This is a genomic window from Paenibacillus sp. HWE-109 (genome assembly GCF_022163125.1).
Classification (GTDB): domain Bacteria; phylum Bacillota; class Bacilli; order Paenibacillales; family NBRC-103111; genus Paenibacillus_E.
In genome coordinates, this window is sequence record NZ_CP091881.1 from 4,061,764 (window position 1) to 4,083,465 (window position 21,702).

The window sequence follows — 21,702 nt, forward strand, 5'->3', positions numbered from 1 at the left end:
CCTCCTCAGCTAAGCTCTCTTTTGACCCAGCTTGTTCTCTTTTCCTTGAATGAGTTTGACAATATTGCTGCGATGCCGCATAAAAGCGAAGGCGCATAGCAAAATACTAATCCATAAAACAGGCATAGGAAAATCCATTCCCCAAATAAGAAAAGGTAAAAGTGCTGTTAAAATTAGAGAACCCAGCGAGACGAATCGTGTAATCGCAATAATGACAATCGCCGTCAAACCAGCGATAAGTGTTGGCAGGAAGCATAGGGTTGCCATCACGCCAATCGTAGTCGCAATCCCCTTGCCGCCGCGAAAACCGAAATAGACCGGCCAGTTGTGACCGACAATCGCTGCCAACCCGCACAAGACACGCACCCAGATATCATCAGGGCCAGAAGCTGCCCACATACCTAAGCAGACGGCGGCTACCCCTTTGAGCGCATCCAGGATTAGCACAAGGATGGCCGGGCCCTTGCCGAGCACGCGCAGCGTGTTCGTCGCGCCCGCATTGCCGCTGCCATGCTTGCGAATATCAATGCCTTTAATCCATTTTCCGAATAAATAACTAAAGCTTATGGAGCCTAATAAATAACCCACTACAATTGTTATTATGGAAAGTAAAAGCAAGCTACAACATCTCCTTATTCTTTGTCCGATGACTTTCTGCGACTTAGGATGCGAATCGGTGTGCCTTCAAATCCGAAGGCGGCCCGAATCTTATTATCCAAGTAGCGCTCATATGAAAAGTGCATGAGCTCAGGCTCATTCACGAAGAGCACAAAGACAGGAGGTTTAACGGCCACTTGCGTGACATAGTTAATCCGCAGACGTTTACCTTTATCCGTTGGCGGCGGGTTATACGCAACAGCATCAGAGACGACATCATTAAGTAAATGTGTCTGTACACGAAGCGCGTGATTCTCTGCAACTTGAATAACAACAGGCAGCAGCTTGTGCAAGCGTTGAGTAGTTTTCGCCGAAACAAATACGATTGGCGCATAGCTCAAGAAAAGGAAATGATCGCGAATCGTTTGGGTGAAGTGCTGCATCGTTTTATCATCTTTGTCTACGACATCCCATTTATTTACGACAATGACGATCGCTTTTCCTGCTTCATGGGCATAGCCGGCAATATGCTTGTCCTGATCAATAATGCCTTCTTGCCCGTCGATGACCACAAGCACAACATCTGCCCGTTCAATCGCTTTCATAGCGCGCATGACACTATATTTCTCTGTATTTTCGTATACTTTGCCGCGTTTGCGCATACCTGCCGTGTCGATAATGACAAACTTCTGATCATCTCGTTCAAACGGTGTATCAATCGCATCGCGCGTAGTACCTGCGACATCGCTAACAATGACGCGTTCTTCGCCAAGAATCGCATTCGTCATCGATGATTTCCCAACATTCGGGCGACCAATCAAAGCAAATTTAATGACTTCTTCGCCATACTCATCGTCTTTTTTATCCGGAAACAAGTTACAAACAACTTCAAGCAAATCTCCGATGCCGATGCCGTGGGAACCTGAAATCCCAACTGGATCGCCAAACCCCAGAGAATAGAACTCATAGATATCATCTTGACGCGCCAAGTTGTCTACTTTGTTAACCGCAAGCACGATTGGCTTTTTGGAGCGGAACAACAACTGGGCAACCTCTTCATCCGATGGGGTTACGCCCGCTTTGGCATCTACCATGAAAACAATGACGTCCGCTTCTTCAATAGCAAGCTCCGCTTGAATGCGCACCGATTTGAGGATCGCATCTTCCCCGTCAATCTCAATACCACCTGTATCAATGACGCTGAATGACGTATTCAGCCATTCCCCTACACCATATAATCGATCACGTGTTACACCCGGTTTATCTTCCACAATCGCAAGGCGATCGCCTACGATCCGATTGAAAATGGTGGACTTGCCGACATTCGGTCGGCCTACAATTGCAAGAACTGGTCTAGCCACTACTCATTCACTCCTTCGAATTCCATGATCAGCCATGGAAAAATACGCAACTTACATCATAACAAAAAAGACACGACTTGGCTAATCTCATTTGAGATTTCGCTCCTGAGAGCGTCCACATACCCTAACAATCAAGTATGCTTAACCAAGATCATCGTGCCGTTTTTCAAATCATGCGCGTTTGCATCCAGTATTTTCTCTAATGAGAAAGACGTTTTCTGGAGATCTTCCTCTCGATCAACAATGAAGATGGGAGCTCCTCCGCCTACTTTCTCTTTGGTCAACGTCACGATCGCAACAATCTGCGTCACTGTGCATCAACTTCCCTTCTGTTTGTTCACCCCTGCTTCAGAGGGCATGCGAACTGCACTTTCGAGCACTGGCACCCGATGAAGAGCGATGGTCGTCTTCTCAACATCTTTCTCTTGCGGCAGAAGGAGAACGCCTATTGTTCCCGAGTTCATATCGAGCTTGGCCATAGGTCTGAGCGAAGGCTCACCCTCATCTCGGTACACGCCAAACAAGGTGGAAATGTCATGCAGAATGGCTTGTCTTTGACCAAGGTTAGCCAAGGTAACCCGGGCGTTGCGGTTCTTGGGCTTGACGAGAAAGCCAAGTCCATGCTCAGCTATTTTGGTCCGACTGTCCTGCAAGCCAACGTTCATGATGTAAATATGACCAACGAATAAATCCGGTCCGTCCATACGAAGGGGAACCGCTTCAATATCAGCTATAGAACCCAGTTTGTTACCTGATTTGAAATAATTAGCAATAAATATTGAAAGTATACCTGCTGCAATCCCCCAATACCACGCGAACAATATACAAAATAAAGAGGCAAGAAACGCCGAGAGAATGACCAAATAATTTCTCCCTTCGAACACCATCGCAATACCTTCAATATACGCTGCGCCTCTAGGAACCAACTCTAACTCGTCAATTTTCGTTAAACTTTGCCTCTCCATATTACGAACATCGCGGAATTGCTGAGCGGCAAGCGATAGGAAAGTCACCGCTGTATAATTCTTATCCAGCAGTGCAGGTACTGCTACAGCCCCCAAGCCGGCTGCGATAACCCCTAGGGAAATATGAATGATTTTGCCATGTGGGTAGGTGGGATACTGCCGATAATCCGTTCTGAGCATATTCAGACGCGTCACAACGCCAAAGACAACGCCGACAACAATACCAATCGTATAACGATGAGAGTAGAACCAATCCATTTACTTTCTCCAGCCTCCCTTTCGATCCATCCAGCTTTTAAGCACGTTCCGGCAGCCTTGATAGGTCGCTTGCAAGATAATTGTCACGGTGCGAGCAGCGAAAACAGACAGCCACCACTGATCTTGAAACGCAGCGTTCCCCAAGTGATGCAGGCCATTGACGGGGTGTATGCTGGCTTGATACACATCGCCTAGCAAGTAGCCAATGGACAACGCAGCAATCTGCTCACTGGCTTTACGCTGCAAAATAACGACAACCAACGCGAGCAATAAAGCAACATCCCATTGCGAATTGCGTACGATGAGGATCGGATCCATTTCCAGCAGCTGATGCATTAAAAAGTGAAAGGAGCCCAGCAGAAGACCGATGGAAAGCAAATGAAGTTTATGGATGAAACCTTGTGTCACATAGAGGATACCGAGGCAAATAAGTACGAGTTCCGCGTATACAAGCTGCACATGAACGTGCCCGATAGTTATGGCTACTCTGGATAATACGAGCCAAGAGGCAAAAAAAAGAAGCATGCCTTTGTGCGATATACTTCTGACGTACACATCCTTCCATCCACTGGCGAATAAAATCATCGTGATGCAAAGGAGAATAAGCGACAAATAACCGGAGTTCATCATCTAACCACCCTAAGAGGCAACGCGGGTCAATGACTTTTGTCACTAACCTGCCTTGCGGATCAATCAGGCCCCCACTCCACTGGAGAAGAAGCACTGGCTAATCCTTAGTATGGCAAAATTTCGATTATTTACTCCGGTTGGCTTTATCTAGCATATGAAGTTATGTCGATCCCTCTAGCACGGCACCACTCTGCCGTCTCACCCATAATGACTAGCGGGTTATGTCCCAGTGCTTGTATTGTGTTCTTGCCTAATGCTGTCATAATTAGTATAAGTCCTTGATGAAGCTCGTCTGCAAAATGGTGCAGCGCGTCCACGCCTTCGCTGCGCAGTACCTTCAAGAAAGCGCCGGCCATCCCTACGGCCGATGCGCCTAAGGCAAGCGCTTTGGCTGCCTCCAATGCGTTCGTAATCCCGCCAGAGGCGATAACGGAGCCTCTGTCATACACCGACAGCGCCTCCAGGAGCGCAATGCTTGTCGGCGTGCCCCAATCGTTCAGCCATTCCATCGCGGCTGGACGTCTGGCATTCTCAATAGCGGCGAAATTCGTGCCGCCTGAACCTCCAACATCCAGCACACGGACGCCGATGTTCTGCAGCTGTGCGGCGTTGTCTCTGAGGATGCCGAAGCCGACTTCTTTCACGATGACCGGCACAGGCACATGCCGGACGATCGATTCAATGCGGCTCAACATGCCGACAAAGCTGCGGTCTCCTTCCGGCATGATGAGTTCCTGCATCACGTTCAAATGAATTTGAAGCGCATTAGCTTCAATCATATCAACAGCGCGGAGTGCTTGTTCGACGGACGCTTCGCTGCCCAAATTGGCAAATACAACACCATTCGGGTTCTCCCGTCGGACAACTTGGTAACTCGATGCGACTTCGCTGTTTTTGATAGCTGACATTTGAGAGCCGACAGCCATCGCCATTCCCTTCTCTCTTGCCATAATCGCCAGCTCGCGATTAATACTTTCTGTTTCCTGAGCGCCACCCGTCATTGCATTAATTAAAATCGGCGAACTCATAATGAGATCGCCGATTGTGGTAGTTAATGCAATATGATCCGTCGAAGTCTCAGGCAGACAGTTATGCACAAGCTTGATATCGGACAGACCCTGCTGCCGTGATTGACCAAGCTCCAGCGCGTAATGGACATGCTCCATTTTGCGTGAAATGCGCATTCTGATGGTCCCCCTAAGAAATATGGATTTTATTTATTTTTTGAATTTCGCCAGTTTGTCGCCAAAGCGCTCGCCAAGTGTCATGGACAGACCTTGGTTGCTCAAGGACACGTTCTCATTGCCAGCGATTTCTTTTTGGTGGCTTGCACTGTTTCCACGATCACGATCGCCGCGTGGTTGTCTTTCTCTGTCTGGTTTGCCAGCGGATGGAGCCGCTGCGCCAGCCGGAGCTTCCGGAGCATCTTCGGTTTCTTTGATACTCAGGCTAACACGTTTCTCAGCTGTGCTGATTTCCAAGATTTTCACTTGCACTTCTTGGCCTTCTTTCAACACTTCATGAGGCGTGCCGATATGACGGTGCGCAATTTGGGAAATATGCACGAGACCTTCTACACCAGGAGCTACTTCAACGAATGCGCCAAATGCTGCAAGACGTTTAACTGTTCCTGTAACGATATCACCCGCTTTGAAATCACGCTCAACATTGGACCAAGGGCCATCTTGTGTCGCTTTGATGCTCAAGCTGATTTTATCATTGGAAGGATCCAATTTAAGAATTTGCACCTTAACTTTGTCGCCTTCTTTTACAACATCAGAAGCTTGTTCTACATGCTGCCAAGCTAGCTCAGAGATATGAACCAAGCCGTCGATGCCACCGATATCAACGAAAGCGCCGAATTGTGTCAAACGTTGAACTGTACCGTCCAAAACTTGACCAACTTGAAGTCCTTCGATGATTTTCTTTTTGTTGACTTCGAATTCTTCATCCAATACGTCTTTTTGGGACAGGATGACTTTGTTTTTCTCGCGATCAATTTCTTTCACACGCAGACGCAAAGTGCGGCCTTTGTAGGAAGAGAAATCTTCAACGAATTGACGTTCAACCATGGAAGCTGGCACGAATCCGCGTACGCCGATATCAACAACAAGTCCGCCTTTTACAACTTCAGCAACCGTTGCTTCGATGATCTCTTTGCTGTCTAGTTGACCTTGCAAAGTTTCCCAAGCTTTTTCGTTATCTACAACGCGTTTGGACAAGACAAGCGTTTCTTTGGCATCGTTGATGGAAACGATTTTCAGTTCCACTTCTTGGCCTAATTGAACGGCTTGACCCGCATCATCCAAGCTAACGGAAGAAAGCTCTTTAACCGGGATTACACCATCGTATTTGTAACCGATATCCACGAAGGCTTGATCTGCGTCTACCTTAACGATTTTGCCTTTAACGGTAGCGCCTTTCTTAAGAACAGCAACATTGTTAAGTGCGTGCTCTGCTTCTGCTTGCGATACGGCTGTTTCTTGTGTTTCTTGAACTTCTTGGGTTTGATCTTCAACTTTTACTTCATCTGACATGGGATTACCCTCCTCTAATTACAACCAACAATAAATAATTTATAAGTCACAAAGCAGGATACAAGCTTCTACTCTGTTTCAAACAACAATAACTTCCATTCGCATAAAGATAGTATAATTCCAAGCTTTCGATTCCATACATCCTCATTTACCTTTGCTATAAGCGGTATGTAACCGGCGAATTTCCTTCATAATTGCTTCAGTTGCCAGCTCCAAGTCTTCCGAGCTGCCACCTGCATAAGCGCTTAAATCAAGCGGCTTTCCATAGACGATCGTCATACGGCGAAATATCGAATACGTGCCAATAATCGCAACAGGTACGACGGCTGCCCCAGATTTCAGTGCAAGACTGGCTGCGCCCTTCTTGCCCATCCCGCCGGCATTGTTCCTTGAACCTTCCGGAAACACGCCAAGCATGTTGCCGTCACGCAGCAATTGAACCGCTAGCCGAATGGAGTCTCTGCTGACGCCTCCGCGTTTGACGGGGAAAGCACCGACTCTGGAAATAATGGGGCCGAGCACAGGGATATCAAACAGTTCTGCCTTGGCCATGAAATGCACCATTCGTTTAAGCGGAGTCCCTAACAAGGGAGGATCCAATAAACTCGTATGATTCCCACAGAGCACTACGGCTCCATCTGAAGGCACGTTGTCCATGCCGATAGCTCGCAAGCGGAAAAATACTGTAAACATAAAACGAAATAAGGCCCTGCCGATGCGATACAGCATCTTATTTGCCACCTCCGACTTTGTCTTTGCAAAGTCCAAGTATTTCGTCGACTACTTCCTCAATGGTCATCGAGGTGCTATCCATTAGCACAGCATCGTGAGCGCGCCTGAGGGGGGATATCTCTCTGTCTTGGTCCAACTGATCGCGTCTGGCGATATCTTGTTCCAATTCAGACAGAGTCAACGTGCATGTTCCGCTGTTTTGCATTTCTTTAAAACGGCGTTCAGCTCGTTCCTCCACGCTGGCTGTCAGAAATACTTTGATTTCTGCATCCGGCATCACATGTGTACCAATATCACGACCATCCATGACAACACCTTTGGAAATAGCCATTTGCTTCTGAAGCATAACAAGCAGCTGACGTACAGCTCCATAGCTTGCGATTTGGGAAACATGATCCGTAATGGCAATCGTGCGAATTTCTTTGGTCACATCGACACCGTCTACGAACACTTGCTGTCCTTCTTCGCGAGGAATAAGCTCAATCTGCATGCGATTCGCCAAAGCAGCTACTTCATTTTCTTGATCAGGTCGCAGCCCTTCGTGCTGTACTTTCCACGTTACTGCTCGATACATGGCTCCTGTATCCACGTAAACGAATCCCAAAGCTCCGGCTACTAACCGTGCAATGGTACTTTTACCGGCTCCAGCAGGACCATCTATGGCAATATTGAACTTTTCCAAGCTGCTGTTCCTCCCAACAATCCTTTACAGTACCTTACGAACAAAAAAGCAGGCACTGCCTGCTAATTAAATCAAATTATACCACACTAAAATGGCATATGCAAAACTTGGACGCATACGAAGTGGCATTTCAAGGTATTTAGGAGCGTTCACCCTGATCATTTTGAGGTAAAATATAGGGCTTTCCTTCTAATGGTTCCACCCTTGTAAAATGCTTGCGTACGTAGGGAATTTGCAGTAAAGCTTGCGCGCAAATCAGCAAAATGAAAAATACGAGCGTTGTCCGAATAATCACTTTCTCTATTTTGGCAGAGAAGAGAATAAACAGCTGCTCGTATGATTGCTTTTCCTGACCGGAAGACATAGGACCCATCACCTGCTTGCATTGGCATATTGTCTGGTAGTATGCCCATGCAACCGTTATCTCATGCATGCGTTATCTTTTGCGGAAATCCATTTGTCGTTCGAAACAGAAGCGAATTAGCTTTTGGCGCTCTCGATCGGCGATATCAACGAACCTCACCATGGCCAGCTGTTTGCCTGAGTCCAGTTGCTTAACCCGCACGATTTCACCGCTAAAAGGAATATGCTCAATGCTTCCATTCTTAAATGGAGCAAGAATCCAGCAGGAAATCGCCATGTTCATACCGACGGGAACTTGTCCATCACAAATAAAGGAAATGCCTCCCCCGCTTACGTCCTCGGTGACACCGATAAATTGAATTTGATCGGATAGCTTCACTGCAATTTCCAGTTCAGCCAGCACGCGCAGGAAATTTCTGCGTTGTATTTGCGTAATTGATTCCAAAGCCGGTTTACGCAGCTCAACCAAACGAATGACATCTTCCGTGTAGCCGATGACAGAAGTCGTGAAATAATGTTTCACGCCGCCTTCGCCTAAGAAAAATGTGCTTAATTCATCGCCCTGATACAACTTTTTGAGGCGTCCTGTTTTCTCATTCAACGGAATCTCTATGACAAGCGCAGTATCCGTTACATCAGCAATTCTGGCTTTGTATTCGATTCGGGACTCTTCATCATCAATACTGTTCATGTTCATATGTAAAATCTGGTTAACCTTAGGAAGCAATTTCTGCACCTCCGCGACATAATATGACACAATTATACCACGACCTGATCTTTTGAATAGCAAAAAAAGAAGCAAGGTGCTGAACCCGCTTCTCTTCGCACTTATTTGGCTGCGTTGGCAGCAGCTTCTGCTTGTTCTGGACGAATCGTTTCAATCTTCTCTTCCGAGCCAGAATCGGCATTGATATACAATCGGTAAATATTATTGTTCATCGTGCCGATGAACTCATGACAAAGCACTTCCTCATCCAGATCATTCTTTATAACCGCCAATGACTCGCTTGTTACTTTCAAATTAGGGCTCAGTTGTTTGCGCGCTTCAGCAGCGGCAATTTTCGGTTGACCTAACTGACGCGGCTTCTGGCCATAAATATAATCTGTTGCCTGAATCCCTGTCACTTCAAGCGTATCCAACGCGACTTTCACACTAATTTGCTGGGGATAAATTGTGATATCCTTCTCCCGCTTGGCAAAGATAATATTGGCGATATTCTGATATTGATCGTAACTAACGGCACTCATGTCTTTATATTCATGCTGATCCAAAAATTCATTGGCAATATCTCGCGCTTGCCTCAAATCAAATTTGGCCGATTGAACCATTCGCGGCTTCATAAAGTAAATGAGATGTCCGCCTTTTTTGGTGTAATCCAATTGGATATCATTCTCGCTTCCCTGACCACCCGGAACCACAACACTGAAGCTTTGATATTCCGGAGATTTCCCGCCATTCTCCACTACTTTCATCGCAGAAGTGTCGCTTAGTCCAAGGAATTGTGCGGCTTTCGGTTTGATTTCCTCCACTGTCATATCATTGCCAGAAAGCATTTTGACATTGTTCGTGGATAAAACCGATAAATTTCCGGGTCCCCAATTTAATTCTTCATAGGCGCCCACTTTTTTATCTACCGTAGAAAACCCGTCAATAATCGCGTTATCATGGGTTTCCTTTTCAGATGCTAATGCCATCTCCACGTCCATCCAACGCAGATTATTGGAAATTACCTTCGTTTGAACGTCTCTGATTTCCTTTGTAATCTCGGAGGAGTGATCATAAAGCGCCGTTAATGTTTTCAACTCATTTTCATTCAGAGGCTGCTTCGTCATATCCCGAACAGACATTCGGTAAGAGAAATTAGCCATATTCGCCAAGAAATCCTCTGTTTTGTTAAATGGCAATAACGTCAACGGAAGCTGTGTAATGTCGCTTTGAGCCTGACTCGTCAGTCGCCAGACATTCACAAGTCCTTTGCGATACGACGGCTCTGAAGCGGAATTCACCGCCAGGGTGTTCCCCAATTCGGTATGCAGCTTATCCACATGGAACGAAAGATCATGGAAAGCACGCTGATATTGATTCTCTGCTTTAATCAAAATCGTATTCTTCTCCTGGTGTTCTAAGTACCCCCATACGGATGCGCCAATAAAGGCTAGCAAAAGGAATGGAAACATGACAATACTTAATCTTTTATACACGCGATTACTCCTTTCATTCCCAAACTTGCGCTTAGTTTTTACGTGGAAAGTCAGGTTTATACAAGAATGACAACAAAAAGAGGCCGATTCATAAAGAATGGCCCCTCGCTAATCTTCGGATTCAATTTCAAAATCATGCTCATTGCTGCATATGCATTGCCGGAATCCCGTTTCAATCTTCCCTTTATCTTTCTTGCCTTTAAGAACAAATTTCTCGCCGCATTGTCGACAGCGTATCTTCACTTTCACTCTGGTTGTGGACATGTATACCCTCCCGGTCGCCCCTGGTTTCTTCCAGGAATCGCCATCTATACCGTCCATTATGACCCATTTTAACTCACTTTAATCTTGTCGTCTGACGTAACTACACGCAGAGGCGAGTGCGCGTTGGCGCGATCGACCCGCCAAATCGTCCGAATCCAGAGAAAAGCCATCACTGGAATCATAATCCAAATCCAGTTCGATTTGAAAATGAGTAAAATATAATCGAACAATCCGTGCCAAAGAATTGGCAATAATAGCGAAAACCATAAATATTTTTGGGCTTTGTGCGGGACGAATTTCGCTTTCCCCATATAATAACCCATCATGACCCCGAATAAAGCGTGACCGGATACAGGCAGTAAAGCTCGCATCATCAGAGCTGAGAATGACGTAGCATGAAGGAAAGCATAAATGATATTCTCGAGCGTAGCGTAACCTAAGCTCACTGCCACCGCATAGACGATACCATCATACGGTTCATCGAACGCTTCATGCCGAAAGATCATGTGGTACAGGACGAACCATTTGAGGAACTCTTCAATGCCGCCTGAGAGGAAAAAGGCGGAGACGAATGTACCTTCTCCAACTTCCTTCATGAACGCATTTTGAAGCACCATCGTTGGGTACACAAGGAGAAAACCAAAAATGAACATGCGAATGACCAGATGTATGGGTTCTGTTTCATATTTATCTTTTAAATAGAAATAAGTGAGTAACGAGAGACCTGGAGCTATAGCTGCCAGTATGATCGGCAGAATTTGCAAGATACAGTTCCCCCTTTTCTGTGAATTATTCTGTGAACAGAGCGCGATCATTATGAAAAATAAGCGGGATATTCCCTATCATGCCATTGCGATTCTTCGTTAATACGAGTGAAATAGCCTGATGCTGCTCATCCTCAGATTTCGTGGGCTGCATAATCATCACGACGTCTGCTGACGCTTGCACACTGTCAGGAACGTTATCCTGTCCTAACTCAATTGCTGTAGCTGCAATGATCGGGCAATTCCACTCCCTTGACCATTGTTTGAGGGTGTAGGCAATAGCTGCCTGCTGCTGCTGCCAAGTTTGTGGAATTGCGCCTCTAGCGACAGGAATTCGCTGGAGATGATCGATGAAAATAACAGGTTCTTTGCCTACATTGACCGCAATCCTCTCTATCGAAGCTGCCACTTGATCCAACGTAGTATCCATCGTACATTCAATCATCCAAAGCATTTTGCTGATCTTGGCATATTGCTTGTTCGCTTCTGTCACTTGGTCCGGGTCAACTTTCCCTCCAAGCACTTTTTGCGGAGCTATTCCGATAATCCGTGCAATACTGCGGGACCATAATTCGAAATTGGTCATATCCCAGGAAACAAAGACGACCGGCGTTTGATCCAGAGCAAGCTGATCGGCAATTTGTTTCAACAGCATGCTTTTGCCAACAGCACCGACACCCGCTAGTAGATATAAGCCATTGCCGAAGCCACCGAAGAGCTGCGTGTCCAACTTCGCAAAACCTGTCCGGATATTAGCCACTTGTCCACGGAACCGCTTCATATACTCTTCCAAATAAACGGTGCTGTTCTTGATATCCGGTGCTACAGGCGCTAATGTCGCTTCTTCTACCGCTTGACTCACCAGTGATAGAAACGTTTCGGATGGATTCTGAGCGCGGATGAACAAATCATTAATATCCCGAATGGTTTCGGGCAAATTAACAATATAGGTTTCATTCCCTTGCTCTCTTAGCAAGGCTTCGATTCGGGTTGATTCTCTGCGCCCCGATTCATCGTTACCCATGCAGATATATACGCGCTTGCCGGCAAGTAAAGGAAGATGATGCTCTTTAAATATACTGAAGTCTGGCACGCATGTGGCTGGCATTTTGGCTTGATTCAGCGTGAGCACGTCGAATATCCCGTTGCAGAGGACTATTTCGTCCGTATCATCGAGCGCGGTATAATTAAACAAATACTGGTCCATCCCATACAAAGCCTTATACTTAGGCTCTCTGTTATCAATTGCACGTCCAATTAAATCAACAATTTCACCTTCGTAATTATGAATCGGAACAATGACTCTATGCTCAAAGTAATCTCCTAGTTGGTTCTGATCCACATAAAAGCCAATCTTCCCAATCTCAAAGCCCATCCGGTACTGCTGAACGGTTTCCTCTGTAATGCCTCTTTTTTGCAAATAAAAGTAGGCCTCTTCCCGCATCTGTTTCTGGTAATATCCTAATAAACCATCCAAATCCACTGCAGCCAGAGTAGGCACTAATTGTTTACGCTCTAAGCTTGTCATGAAATCTCCCCCGCCTGTCTCTCTAAGCTGCTGCCTTGCGTTTCAACTAAAAAAAGCACCAACAAAAACAATCGTTTTTGAAGATGCTTGTTTCATTCAACAACAAAAGAAGTGTTCAGAGGGCTTATTTGAAGTGTCTGCAAAGCACCTTTACTGCATCATCTGCAATAATTGTTTTCCCGTATTCCTCTAATACTGCTTGTGTAACCGAGGCCGCTTCGCCAAACTCAGATAATACGGCGATTAAAGCCTGATATTTGTTTTCTTCTAGCTCTACCGGTTCCAGTTGTAGAATATATTTCCCTTTGTACGAATACAGGGTACCGCCTTCCATCAGAAGGGGATTGATTACTTTGGATACACGCAACAGATCTTCAAAATCTCGGAATGCATAGGAGATCAAATCGCTTTGTTCAAGCGTAACTTCCATTTCGTACACTTCTTCAGGTTCGTGATCGTCATATGCGTCAGAGTTCGCATATAAATCAAGCTTGCCTCTGGTTACAATCACAACCATACCTTGAGCCGGAAGCGCAAATACTTCGACTGCAAGCGGGCCGGACGGGTCAAATCCGAGCTCGGAATAGGCTTGATCCATCATTTCACTGAATAGTTCGTGTACTTTGGGAATTTCTCTCCACATGTCGTCTTTTTGAATACCGCGTTCAGTTAAGTCATCGAATGTTAGGAAAATCCGTATCTTATCCTGACTTAAGCGTTCTATTTTCATGATAGGATCCTCCTTTGAGCTTTCCGAAGGAAAGCTTGCATCGAAAGCATGGTCATCTTATTAAAACAGAATATGATAACTGCGAAAAAAAGGTGAAACTTTGAACACGAATTGGACATGGTTCCTAGATTCGTTTTCACCTACCATGTTAACATTAATTGATTGCAATTGCACGCGTTAAGTTATGTATAAAAGAAAAAGCACAGCTGGCCCCGTAGGTATGCCAGACTGCGCCTTATACGTACAGTTATTGGATTGTCGACGTATTTTCTCTGTTTTCGTTTAAAATCTCATTTACGGTTGATTTTAAGCTTGGATCTTCTTTCACGAACTTTTCCACCTGCGTCAGTCCGTTCGCCTCTGTGCTTGTGAAGCTTTTGGGTGCTGTGGATGTGCTGTTGAACGTTCTGTTCGAGAAAGAATCTTTTGCTTTATCAACCACTTTGCCCATGGATTCACTGGACGAACTGAATGCGGAGAATAACATTGATTTGCTTTTCCGATTCAAATATACGACCGCTGCAGCACCGGCAATACCACCAAGCAAAAATGTGCCTATTTTCATTGGGTCTCCCTCCATGCTAATTAGTATGAATCCTCCATAGGTTGCGCGAGTTGCATCATGGGCATACGCCAAAGAAGAAGGAAAACAAAGGAGATATGTTATCGCAGAAATGTGGTACTATATGTAGAGATCAACAAGTTAGTTATGAACCTGAGGAGAACACTAATGATGAATAATAAAGCCAGTGTAATGTTGCTTAGTGTGATGCTATTTCTAGCAGCTTGCGGTAGTGCTCAACCTAGCAAAGGGCCTGCTGCTGTCACAGATCAGCCAACACCTGCCGTCGCCACCGCTACGCCAAGCCCTACGCCGACGCCAACCGCGACACCAACACCGACGCCAGTACCCACGAAACCTGTGGAACAGACAGTTAAGAAGGACTATCATATGAACAAAAATTATGATATTGTCCCCAACGACCCTAATGACAATAAAAAAGTGATTCTGCTTACCTTTGATGATGGGCCCAAAGAGCAAGCCATGAACCAAGCGCTTATTGATACGCTGCAAAAGCATAAAGCCAAAGCTATCTTTTTTATGAATGGCTACCGGATTAAACAAAAACCTGAGCTTGTTAAGCTGGTACACGACAGTGGGAACATCGTCGGCAATCACGCTTGGGATCATGATAATTTGAAAGATATGACCAATGACAAGATAGACCAGCAAGTCGAGGATGTACAAAAAATCGTCAAGGAATTGATCGGTCAGGAACCTCAGTTTTTCCGGCCGCCGTTCGGTTCAGGCAATGACTACCTTAAGGCAAAGATCAAGGGCAAAGGCATGCTGTATATGACATGGTCTAACGGCTCCCTGGACTGGGAGATGACCAATCAGAAGAACGATCCCGGTAAAGTCATCGAGAATGTGCTGAAGCAACTGCATAATGGCAGCAACATTTTGATGCACGAGCTTCCGTGGACGGTAAAAGCATTGGATTCTTTACTCACGCAGCTTGAGGAAAAAGGATACACATTTGTAGATCCGAATGCGATTGAACTTGAAATGAAGTAACTTAAGTGAGGTTGATTGATAACCGAGACAGAAGCTAAGCAGCTTGTAGCTGCTTAGCTTCTTTTTTTGGCGCCTCCCGCTGTCCGCGGGAGGCATAAGCACTCTAGAAGCTCTAGAAGCTCATAAAGTGCTTATTCCGGCAAGACTCGCCGTCATTTCCTGTGAAAAGACCACAAATCGTGCTAATCTGCTGTATATCCTGCTTTCTTTGCACACAGAGAAACAAACAAACAAACAAACAAACAAACAAACTGCACTCCCCGCTTGCTTATGTCTCCCAAACAGCAGCTTCTCGATCAATTAAGCTGTTTCATCAGCCTTGTTTCCACAAAAGACAGTGAAGAAAAGCAGCTTTGCTGCCCTAATAGATGAGCGGCTCATCGGTTTTCAACCATATAGCGGATCATAGTTCTCTTTGGGCTTTACAATGACAGAGAGCGTCGTGTGAAAAGGAACTATGATCCTCTATTTGGCGAGAACTAAGGTAAACGTAGCATGAAAGGGAACTGAGATCCGCTATTTAAGCGAAAAATGCTGATTCTGCATTTAGACTTAACAGTGGACACAACGAATTGGGAAATTAGATAATAGACATATCTAAATGACGAGGTGTCCGAGATGAATGAATTCCGCCAACGGTACAATCAAAAGTTCAAAGAAGAAACGGTTAAGTACATTCAACAACATAGTAAATCGATTCCGGATATTGCAAACGAACTGAACATTCCAGCGAAAACATTGAGCAGTTGGGTCAGTAAATATCGCCAATTTCCAGATGAGCCCTTCGTAGGAAGTGGCAATCTACGTAGCCATGACCGGATCATGAAAGACTTGGAACAACGCAACAAAGACCTAGAGGAAGAACTAGCTATCTTAAAAAAGGCGCTGCACATCTTCAGCAAAGACCCGAAGTGAGATTCAAGTTCATTGATGACCACCGTTCAACATTTCGAGTTGAGAAGATGTGCAGCGTACTAGGTGTATCCAAGAGCGGCTATTATAAATGGCGAACCACACCCCCAAGTGAGCGGAAAAAGCACCGCGAAGCGTTGGCTAAAGAGGTGGAAAAGGAGTACTTGGAATCGGATCGGAATTACGGGAGTCCGAAAATCACAAAGGAACTGAGAAAAAAAGGTTTCAAAGTCGCTGTCAAAACGGTTGGACGCATCATGAAAAAGAAGGGCTTACGCTCACAAGCTATAGGGAAATTCAAGGTACAAACAACGGATTCCAATCACAGCCACCCGATTGCGCCAAATTGGTTAAATCAGCATTTTGATGTGTGTACAAGACCGAATCAAGTATGGGTTACCGACATCACGTACATCCATACACGTCAAGGAAACCTTTATTTAGCAAGCGTTCTTGACTTGTTTACCCGCAAAATCGTTGGCTGGCAGCTGGGCAATCGCATGACCGTGGAACTGACGCTAGACGCCTTAAATCAAGCATACGAAGCCAAAAGGCCGCCTAAAGGCCTTATCCATCATTCAGACCGGGGATCGCAGTATGCATCTAATGAGTACCGTAAACAACTGAAAGAATACCATATGATTCGTAGTATGAGCCGTAAAGGCAATTGCTACGATAACGCTTGTATAGAGGCTTTTCACAGCATTCTCAAGCGGGAATTGGTGTACAGATATAAATTTCAAAGCCGCCAAGAAGCACACCAACGAATCTACTGGTACATTGAGTTTTTCTACAACAGGAAACGTACGCACAGCAAGCTTGGCTATTTGTCTCCAGACAAGTTTGAATCCCAATACTACAAGCAAATAAAACTAACTTCTTAGCTCTTTTTTTGTGTCCACTCTATTGACTTAGATACATTCTGACCGATAAATGGTGCAATAGCGGACCGTAGTTCCCTCTGGCGTGGAATATGAGGGTTTTCAGAATTATAGCGTACTTCAGTTCCCTCAGACACGCTTTCTAGACACGTTTTACTAGTATCCGCGGCTTGATTCCCCTTATCTCCTCGCGATAGCTACGCTAGCGGATCTCATTCTGCCAAATAGCTTGTTTATATTTCCAAACCGTTGTTCTCATCTCTTCTCTTCTCATCTCATCGCACTAAACCACTCCATCGTGCAGGTGTGGACTACAAACCCAGCCTAAGACCGGAGTCATTCCTAATTTCTGGGCAAACTCCACTCACCCCAACCCAAAACATGTCTCTTTGACCTTCGTCGATTGTCAAGATAACCTGTCGATGGTTGACTTGACATACGTCCTCAGACAAGATCTGGGCTCCACTCTTCCGTTTCTCCGTATGAACACGCCGTGCAGAAACGTCCCCTTGCACCAATAGGGCGCCACCTTAAAATCGTGGCACCCTTCACATGCAAGCAGCTTAAACCCTTAATTCGGGTCTCCACAGTCTCGATATTTTGGATTTCTCTCAGCACTATGGGACGTATCTTTTGGCCGTGCTTGCTTTCAAGGCTTTACCGTGCTGATTCTCATCAAAGAAAATTCAGTGTAGGATGCCCTGGTTCATCTTCTAAATGCACCAAAAACCTAAAAGGGGAACACCTTAAATGAACATCTTAACCCCCCCCCAAAAAAAACTTAAAGTTTTATAATAACAAAAAAGGCTGCTCGCAAGGTTTTCAACCTTTTGAAACAGCCTTTTTTTTAATAATCTTATTACTCAGTAACTAATTTTGACTGTTTTGGTGCTCGCTTCATACGCGACATTCGCGCCAAGCGCCTCTGACAGCAACCGAACTGGAATCATTGTCGTTTCGTTAATAAGCAGCGCGGCCGTATCCGTTGAGGTTTCTACACCGTTTAGGCTATAAGCACTTCTATTCGTAAAGAATAAAATATTTTTATCGCCCTTTTTATATACAGCTGCTTTCTGTTTATCGTCCCATTCCACTGTAGCGCCTAGCGCCGCGGCCAAATCTCTTATGTAGAGATAGGTAGTGCCATCACGCAAATACGGCTTTTGTTTCATCGGGTAAGGCACTTGATCAAGGGTATAGGTATCTCCCGTCAATCCAATCGTGACAAGGTGACTTCCTTTTGCTGCTGGTTCAACCATCTGATTGATATACGCTGCTGCATCTTCGTGAAGCTTCGTGACCCCGTACCCCTTGCTTGGTTCTGTGTGGAAGGTCCATTCTTTCGAATAAGATTTGGAAGTGCCATCCTCCATCGCTGCCGTAAGCTTGATAGAAGCTTTGTACGTTTTATCGAATTCAAGCGGTTTCGAAGGCATTAGAATAACTTCCGTCTCCAAATGAGTATCTCTCACCGAATCATTCTTCAGCAAAGTGAGTGTATTCCCCGCTTCATCCTTCAGTTCCGCTTCCTGTAAAGCAACTTTTTTAACGCCGCCTCCGCTAACTGAAGCCATAATTGGATAACCTACCGGATAGGCCAATCCCGCATGAATGCGAAGTGGATCCGGTGATTCATGTCCATCAAAGTTGGTTGGGACATAGCCATCCTTATTGCTAGGCGAGACAACTAGCTCCGGAGCAGCGCCCTCAGCGAAACCGAATTCAATGACATGGTAATCCCCTGCTCGAAATACGCCTATTTCATCTAAACTCGGCACTAGAAACGGTGAGCGATGATAGGGAGCATCAAAGAGACTGTCGATCGCTTCCACTAATGAGACCGGATTGAAAGCCACATCTTCACTGCTTGCCCGTGAGTAACCTATGTACCCCGCCCGTTCACTTAATGATTTGCCGATAAATCCCGGTAACCCTGGTTTCTCATCATGCAGTGAGATGGAGGTATTAATCGGATCGACTTTATTTAGGAGCAAATACTGCGCATGCTTCTGGGCTGCCGTATTTAAGGCATCACTGAATTTAACTTTGGATAATCCTAGTTTCAAGCGATAATCATTGATGGCTCGCAATCCATCTTCCTGCTCCTTGGACACTTCGGATGACAAAGAAACGGCCGACTTGATCACCGAGAACGTCCAATTAATGGATATCGGTGGATACCCTTTAAAATTGAAGGTCATGCGAGCTTTATACGCGCCCGGCTTTAAATCAGTTTTTGGCAAATAATCATATTTATGCGATGTCGGGTCAAATGTAGCTGTCACTTCATCTTCATTGATAAACATTTGGTAGCTATCCGGTGACATGCTGTCACTGAATTCTACGGAAAGCCCTATATTGGGACGCAAGAGTCCTACATTCCCTTGTGGATAACTGAGGTATTCATAAGAAAAAGCATAGGAGGGCTTAGCCGACCAAACAAAACTTGATAAGAACACAAAAAGTATGACTGTGACTTTCAAAAAGGAAATCCATCGCTGTGTATGAGTGATTTTCATTTCCCAGAATCCCCCCGTTCAAGTAAATTTAAACAACAAAAAAAGCTATGATTCTATCATAGCTTTTGATTTCGATATTTCGACATAGTTCGACAGACTCATTTTTTATAGGTCTAAGAATAGTATTTTATGCCCCAAAAGGTCAGCCCTACAACAAGAATAATGAAAATCCAGAGTAAACTGAGGTAGAAAATGCTTGTCCACTTTCCTTGCTCAGAGGGATGCACTGCTTTACGTGGCGGTAAATAAGTTTCATCCACTGGCATTTCCTTTGAGCTGCGATTAGACCGCAGCGGCGTGTTTCCTTCTGCATTCATACGCTCTGTTCTTCCTCCTCCTTGCTAAACCGCAATATGCAGCCCATCACAAAATCAATAATAAAATGAGCAATTATGGGTGTCCATAAACTGCCTGTTTGAAGATAGATCCAACCAAGTCCATAACTAATACTAAAGACCATTCCCGTCATTAACCAGTGCTGTAAGTACCGAATATGAATAGCCGCGAACAAAATACTGGTCCAATAAGGACCCCAGGCATGCTGGATCGCACCACGAAAAAGCATTTCTTCGCAAATAGCCACAATCAAAGAAATAAGCGCGATGTGCCACAATGCCCTTTTACCGAATAGCATTTCATTAATCCCGCCATCATCGGATACTTCTTTGGGCACCCATTTCGAGATCAAAATATCAACACCAAGAACAAGCAGTGCAAATATAGTCCCCCATATCGGCACTTTCCAACCGCCATGAAACGACAAAATCGAAAGAATCTTTGAATTGCTCTGAAATAATAAGATGATAATTCCGATAATAAGCGTAAGCAGTTGGGTTATGTACAGATTAAGCAATAAAGTTCGGTCATTTAACTCATTCATATCCACTTTTCCGAAACGAATGTTTTTAAAATCGAATTTTTTCATGTCGAAATACCTCTTTTCCTGACATATTCCCTTTTATAGCTATTTCCCCTATACTAAGTTAAAAGAAAAAGAGAGAATAAGGAGCTTGATTATGGATAAGCGTCTTACCCGCACAGATTATTTATTCGCCCTCATGTTTATCTTTATGCTTGTTTGTATCCTAGGCGCCTTTTTCTACGGTTTAAGAGTCGGCCAGGAAAAATCTGATCAAAAATACGATAAAATTTTAAACGCTGACAAGGCTGTCGTCCAAGAAATCGGGGCTTATGATCAACAAGTATTGGTTTCATATTACCATACCATCTTTTTACCCTTTAGGGAATTTCAGAATAAATGGTTTGAGTTGATGAGTCAAATTGAGCTGGGAAATTCCACGATTGATGCTTCTGCTGTATTGAAAGAACTCTATAAATTAGCAGATGAGAAATACAGCGTCCTGCAAAGCAAGAATATGCCCGCTTCCTCACCGCTGCTCGTTCAGTCCCATCAAGGCTATCTGAAGAGTTTGAAGCTGTTTGCGGACACATTGAAAAGTTACCAAAGCAAAGCGAACGGACTTAGCGGTGCTCAATTGATTGACGCCATTCAGAAAGATGCTTATTTCCAAGAGGCCAAAACGCAAGCTTTGACAGCTCAGAAAAATTATTATGATTCTATTGTCGCATGGAACGGAACCATTGATCACGACATCGAGAACTTTGATCCAAACAACAACGCCAATTTGGACCAATGGCGCGCTATGAATATAAATGTTAAAAATCTTTACATAACGGCAAAATTACTCAAAAACAAATCGTTCATACCGTTTTATCCGCAAGATCTTACAATTCGCATCGATGAATTCATCGCATCGGGTCAAGCAAAGAAACTGAATGTAAGCGATGTGAATCAAACGATGGATCTTCTGCTAAGTACGAACGCAGTCCGTCCAGGGGACTTTGTCAAAGGCAAATCCAAATGGTACGCCAACGAAGTACTGCCACAGCTGCCATTCTTCTCTGATGTGAATTAAACAAGAAATAGCTGGCTCAGAAGTAAGATTGTTGAATGCGCGTCAGCCTCAGGAATGAAAAAAGGAGTTAAGCGGATTGCTCGCTTAGCTCCTTTTTTTGTGGGATTGGGAGAGCGGCGAACTTCCCCTAATCTCCAAGTTTGCGTAGTGGAGTCTCACCCCTATCATGATGGAGGGGCTCGGCGCACTGAGAACAAGCTAGCTGAGAGTGTTTTTTAGCTTGCCTATCCTCCCCATGTTACCAAAGATAGATACAGCTGC

22 protein-coding genes and 2 pseudogenes are annotated in these 21,702 nt (G+C 44.9%); 3 read left to right on the top strand and 21 right to left on the bottom strand.

The window, feature by feature from the left end:
* Nucleotides 1-9: 9 nt before the first annotated feature.
* The 17 genes from plsY to LOZ80_RS17475 form a co-directional block, all read right to left on the bottom strand.
* Nucleotides 10-618: a glycerol-3-phosphate 1-O-acyltransferase PlsY gene (gene plsY, locus LOZ80_RS17395; RefSeq protein WP_238172534.1), complete on the bottom strand. Its 609-nt coding sequence runs from the start codon at nucleotides 616-618 to the stop codon at nucleotides 10-12.
* Nucleotides 619-632: 14 nt separating this feature from the next.
* Nucleotides 633-1,958, bottom strand: coding sequence for a ribosome biogenesis GTPase Der (der, locus tag LOZ80_RS17400; RefSeq protein ID WP_238172535.1), 1,326 nt, complete (start codon nucleotides 1,956-1,958; stop codon nucleotides 633-635).
* A 131-nt stretch (nucleotides 1,959-2,089) separates the two neighbouring features.
* On the bottom strand, nucleotides 2,090-2,269 hold the full coding sequence (locus tag LOZ80_RS17405; protein WP_238172536.1) for a capping complex subunit for YIEGIA: 180 nt from the start codon (nucleotides 2,267-2,269) through the stop codon (nucleotides 2,090-2,092).
* Nucleotides 2,270-2,275: 6 nt separating this feature from the next.
* The gene (locus tag LOZ80_RS17410; RefSeq protein WP_238172537.1) at nucleotides 2,276-3,181 is read right to left on the bottom strand and encodes a YIEGIA family protein; all 906 of its coding nucleotides are present in this window, start codon (nucleotides 3,179-3,181) and stop codon (nucleotides 2,276-2,278) included.
* Nucleotides 3,182-3,811, bottom strand: coding sequence for a YphA family membrane protein (locus LOZ80_RS17415; protein WP_238172538.1), 630 nt, complete (start codon nucleotides 3,809-3,811; stop codon nucleotides 3,182-3,184). It abuts the gene before it with no gap.
* A 143-nt stretch (nucleotides 3,812-3,954) separates the two neighbouring features.
* Nucleotides 3,955-4,995 carry a type 2 isopentenyl-diphosphate Delta-isomerase gene (gene fni, locus LOZ80_RS17420; RefSeq protein WP_238172539.1) on the bottom strand — a complete coding sequence of 347 codons (1,041 nt, stop codon included), beginning with the start codon at nucleotides 4,993-4,995 and terminating at the stop codon, nucleotides 3,955-3,957.
* A 33-nt stretch (nucleotides 4,996-5,028) separates the two neighbouring features.
* Complete coding sequence (gene rpsA, locus LOZ80_RS17425) at nucleotides 5,029-6,348, bottom strand: 30S ribosomal protein S1 (protein WP_189014260.1); 1,320 nt, start codon at nucleotides 6,346-6,348, stop codon at nucleotides 5,029-5,031.
* A 144-nt stretch (nucleotides 6,349-6,492) separates the two neighbouring features.
* Entirely contained in the window at nucleotides 6,493-7,077 is a 585-nt protein-coding gene (locus LOZ80_RS17430; RefSeq protein WP_238172540.1) for a lysophospholipid acyltransferase family protein, read from the bottom strand.
* Between the two features lies 1 nt (nucleotide 7,078).
* Nucleotides 7,079-7,762 carry a (d)CMP kinase gene (gene cmk, locus LOZ80_RS17435; RefSeq protein ID WP_238172541.1) on the bottom strand — a complete coding sequence of 228 codons (684 nt, stop codon included), beginning with the start codon at nucleotides 7,760-7,762 and terminating at the stop codon, nucleotides 7,079-7,081.
* 139 nt (nucleotides 7,763-7,901) lie between these two features.
* A complete protein-coding gene (locus LOZ80_RS17440) occupies nucleotides 7,902-8,126 on the bottom strand; it encodes a hypothetical protein (protein ID WP_238172542.1) in 225 nt (74 codons plus the stop codon).
* Between the two features lie 72 nt (nucleotides 8,127-8,198).
* On the bottom strand, nucleotides 8,199-8,882 hold the full coding sequence (locus LOZ80_RS17445) for a flagellar brake protein (RefSeq protein ID WP_283214772.1): 684 nt from the start codon (nucleotides 8,880-8,882) through the stop codon (nucleotides 8,199-8,201).
* A 71-nt stretch (nucleotides 8,883-8,953) separates the two neighbouring features.
* A complete protein-coding gene (gene ypeB / locus LOZ80_RS17450; RefSeq protein ID WP_238172543.1) occupies nucleotides 8,954-10,327 on the bottom strand; it encodes a germination protein YpeB in 1,374 nt (457 codons plus the stop codon).
* Between the two features lie 108 nt (nucleotides 10,328-10,435).
* Nucleotides 10,436-10,591, bottom strand: coding sequence for a hypothetical protein (locus LOZ80_RS17455; protein ID WP_189014250.1), 156 nt, complete (start codon nucleotides 10,589-10,591; stop codon nucleotides 10,436-10,438).
* A gap of 68 nt (nucleotides 10,592-10,659) precedes the next feature.
* Nucleotides 10,660-11,355 (bottom strand): glutamic-type intramembrane protease PrsW, encoded by a 696-nt coding sequence (gene prsW / locus LOZ80_RS17460; protein ID WP_238172544.1) that lies wholly within the window; start codon nucleotides 11,353-11,355, stop codon nucleotides 10,660-10,662.
* Nucleotides 11,356-11,380: 25 nt separating this feature from the next.
* Nucleotides 11,381-12,883, bottom strand: a complete 1,503-nt coding sequence (locus LOZ80_RS17465) for a DnaB-like helicase C-terminal domain-containing protein (RefSeq protein WP_238172545.1) — start codon at nucleotides 12,881-12,883, stop codon at nucleotides 11,381-11,383.
* Between the two features lie 124 nt (nucleotides 12,884-13,007).
* Nucleotides 13,008-13,613 (bottom strand): genetic competence negative regulator, encoded by a 606-nt coding sequence (locus LOZ80_RS17470; protein ID WP_238172546.1) that lies wholly within the window; start codon nucleotides 13,611-13,613, stop codon nucleotides 13,008-13,010.
* Nucleotides 13,614-13,860: 247 nt separating this feature from the next.
* Entirely contained in the window at nucleotides 13,861-14,178 is a 318-nt protein-coding gene (locus LOZ80_RS17475; RefSeq protein WP_238172547.1) for a hypothetical protein, read from the bottom strand.
* Nucleotides 14,179-14,343: 165 nt separating this feature from the next.
* Between LOZ80_RS17475 and LOZ80_RS17480 the strand changes: the two genes are divergently transcribed.
* The gene (locus LOZ80_RS17480) at nucleotides 14,344-15,192 is read left to right on the top strand and encodes a polysaccharide deacetylase family protein (protein WP_337951021.1); all 849 of its coding nucleotides are present in this window, start codon (nucleotides 14,344-14,346) and stop codon (nucleotides 15,190-15,192) included.
* Nucleotides 15,193-15,810: 618 nt separating this feature from the next.
* Nucleotides 15,811-16,988, top strand: a pseudogene (locus tag LOZ80_RS17490) (IS3 family transposase).
* Between the two features lie 374 nt (nucleotides 16,989-17,362).
* On the opposite strand, the pseudogene LOZ80_RS39525 reads toward LOZ80_RS17490, so the two are convergent.
* The 4 genes and pseudogenes from LOZ80_RS39525 to LOZ80_RS17505 form a co-directional block, all read right to left on the bottom strand.
* A pseudogene (locus LOZ80_RS39525) lies at nucleotides 17,363-17,671 on the bottom strand (transposase zinc-binding domain-containing protein); the annotation flags it as partial.
* A gap of 177 nt (nucleotides 17,672-17,848) precedes the next feature.
* Nucleotides 17,849-19,504: a stalk domain-containing protein gene (locus tag LOZ80_RS17495; RefSeq protein WP_238172548.1), complete on the bottom strand. Its 1,656-nt coding sequence runs from the start codon at nucleotides 19,502-19,504 to the stop codon at nucleotides 17,849-17,851.
* 113 nt (nucleotides 19,505-19,617) lie between these two features.
* Nucleotides 19,618-19,821, bottom strand: a complete 204-nt coding sequence (locus LOZ80_RS17500; protein ID WP_238172549.1) for a hypothetical protein — start codon at nucleotides 19,819-19,821, stop codon at nucleotides 19,618-19,620.
* Nucleotides 19,818-20,429, bottom strand: a complete 612-nt coding sequence (locus tag LOZ80_RS17505) for a CPBP family intramembrane glutamic endopeptidase (protein ID WP_238172550.1) — start codon at nucleotides 20,427-20,429, stop codon at nucleotides 19,818-19,820. Before LOZ80_RS17505 ends, LOZ80_RS17500 begins: the two co-directional genes overlap by 4 nt.
* 91 nt (nucleotides 20,430-20,520) lie before the next feature.
* Here LOZ80_RS17505 and LOZ80_RS17510 point away from each other — a divergent pair, with 91 nt between their 5' ends.
* Entirely contained in the window at nucleotides 20,521-21,441 is a 921-nt protein-coding gene (locus LOZ80_RS17510) for a hypothetical protein (RefSeq protein ID WP_238172551.1), read from the top strand.
* Nucleotides 21,442-21,702 lie beyond the last annotated feature (261 nt).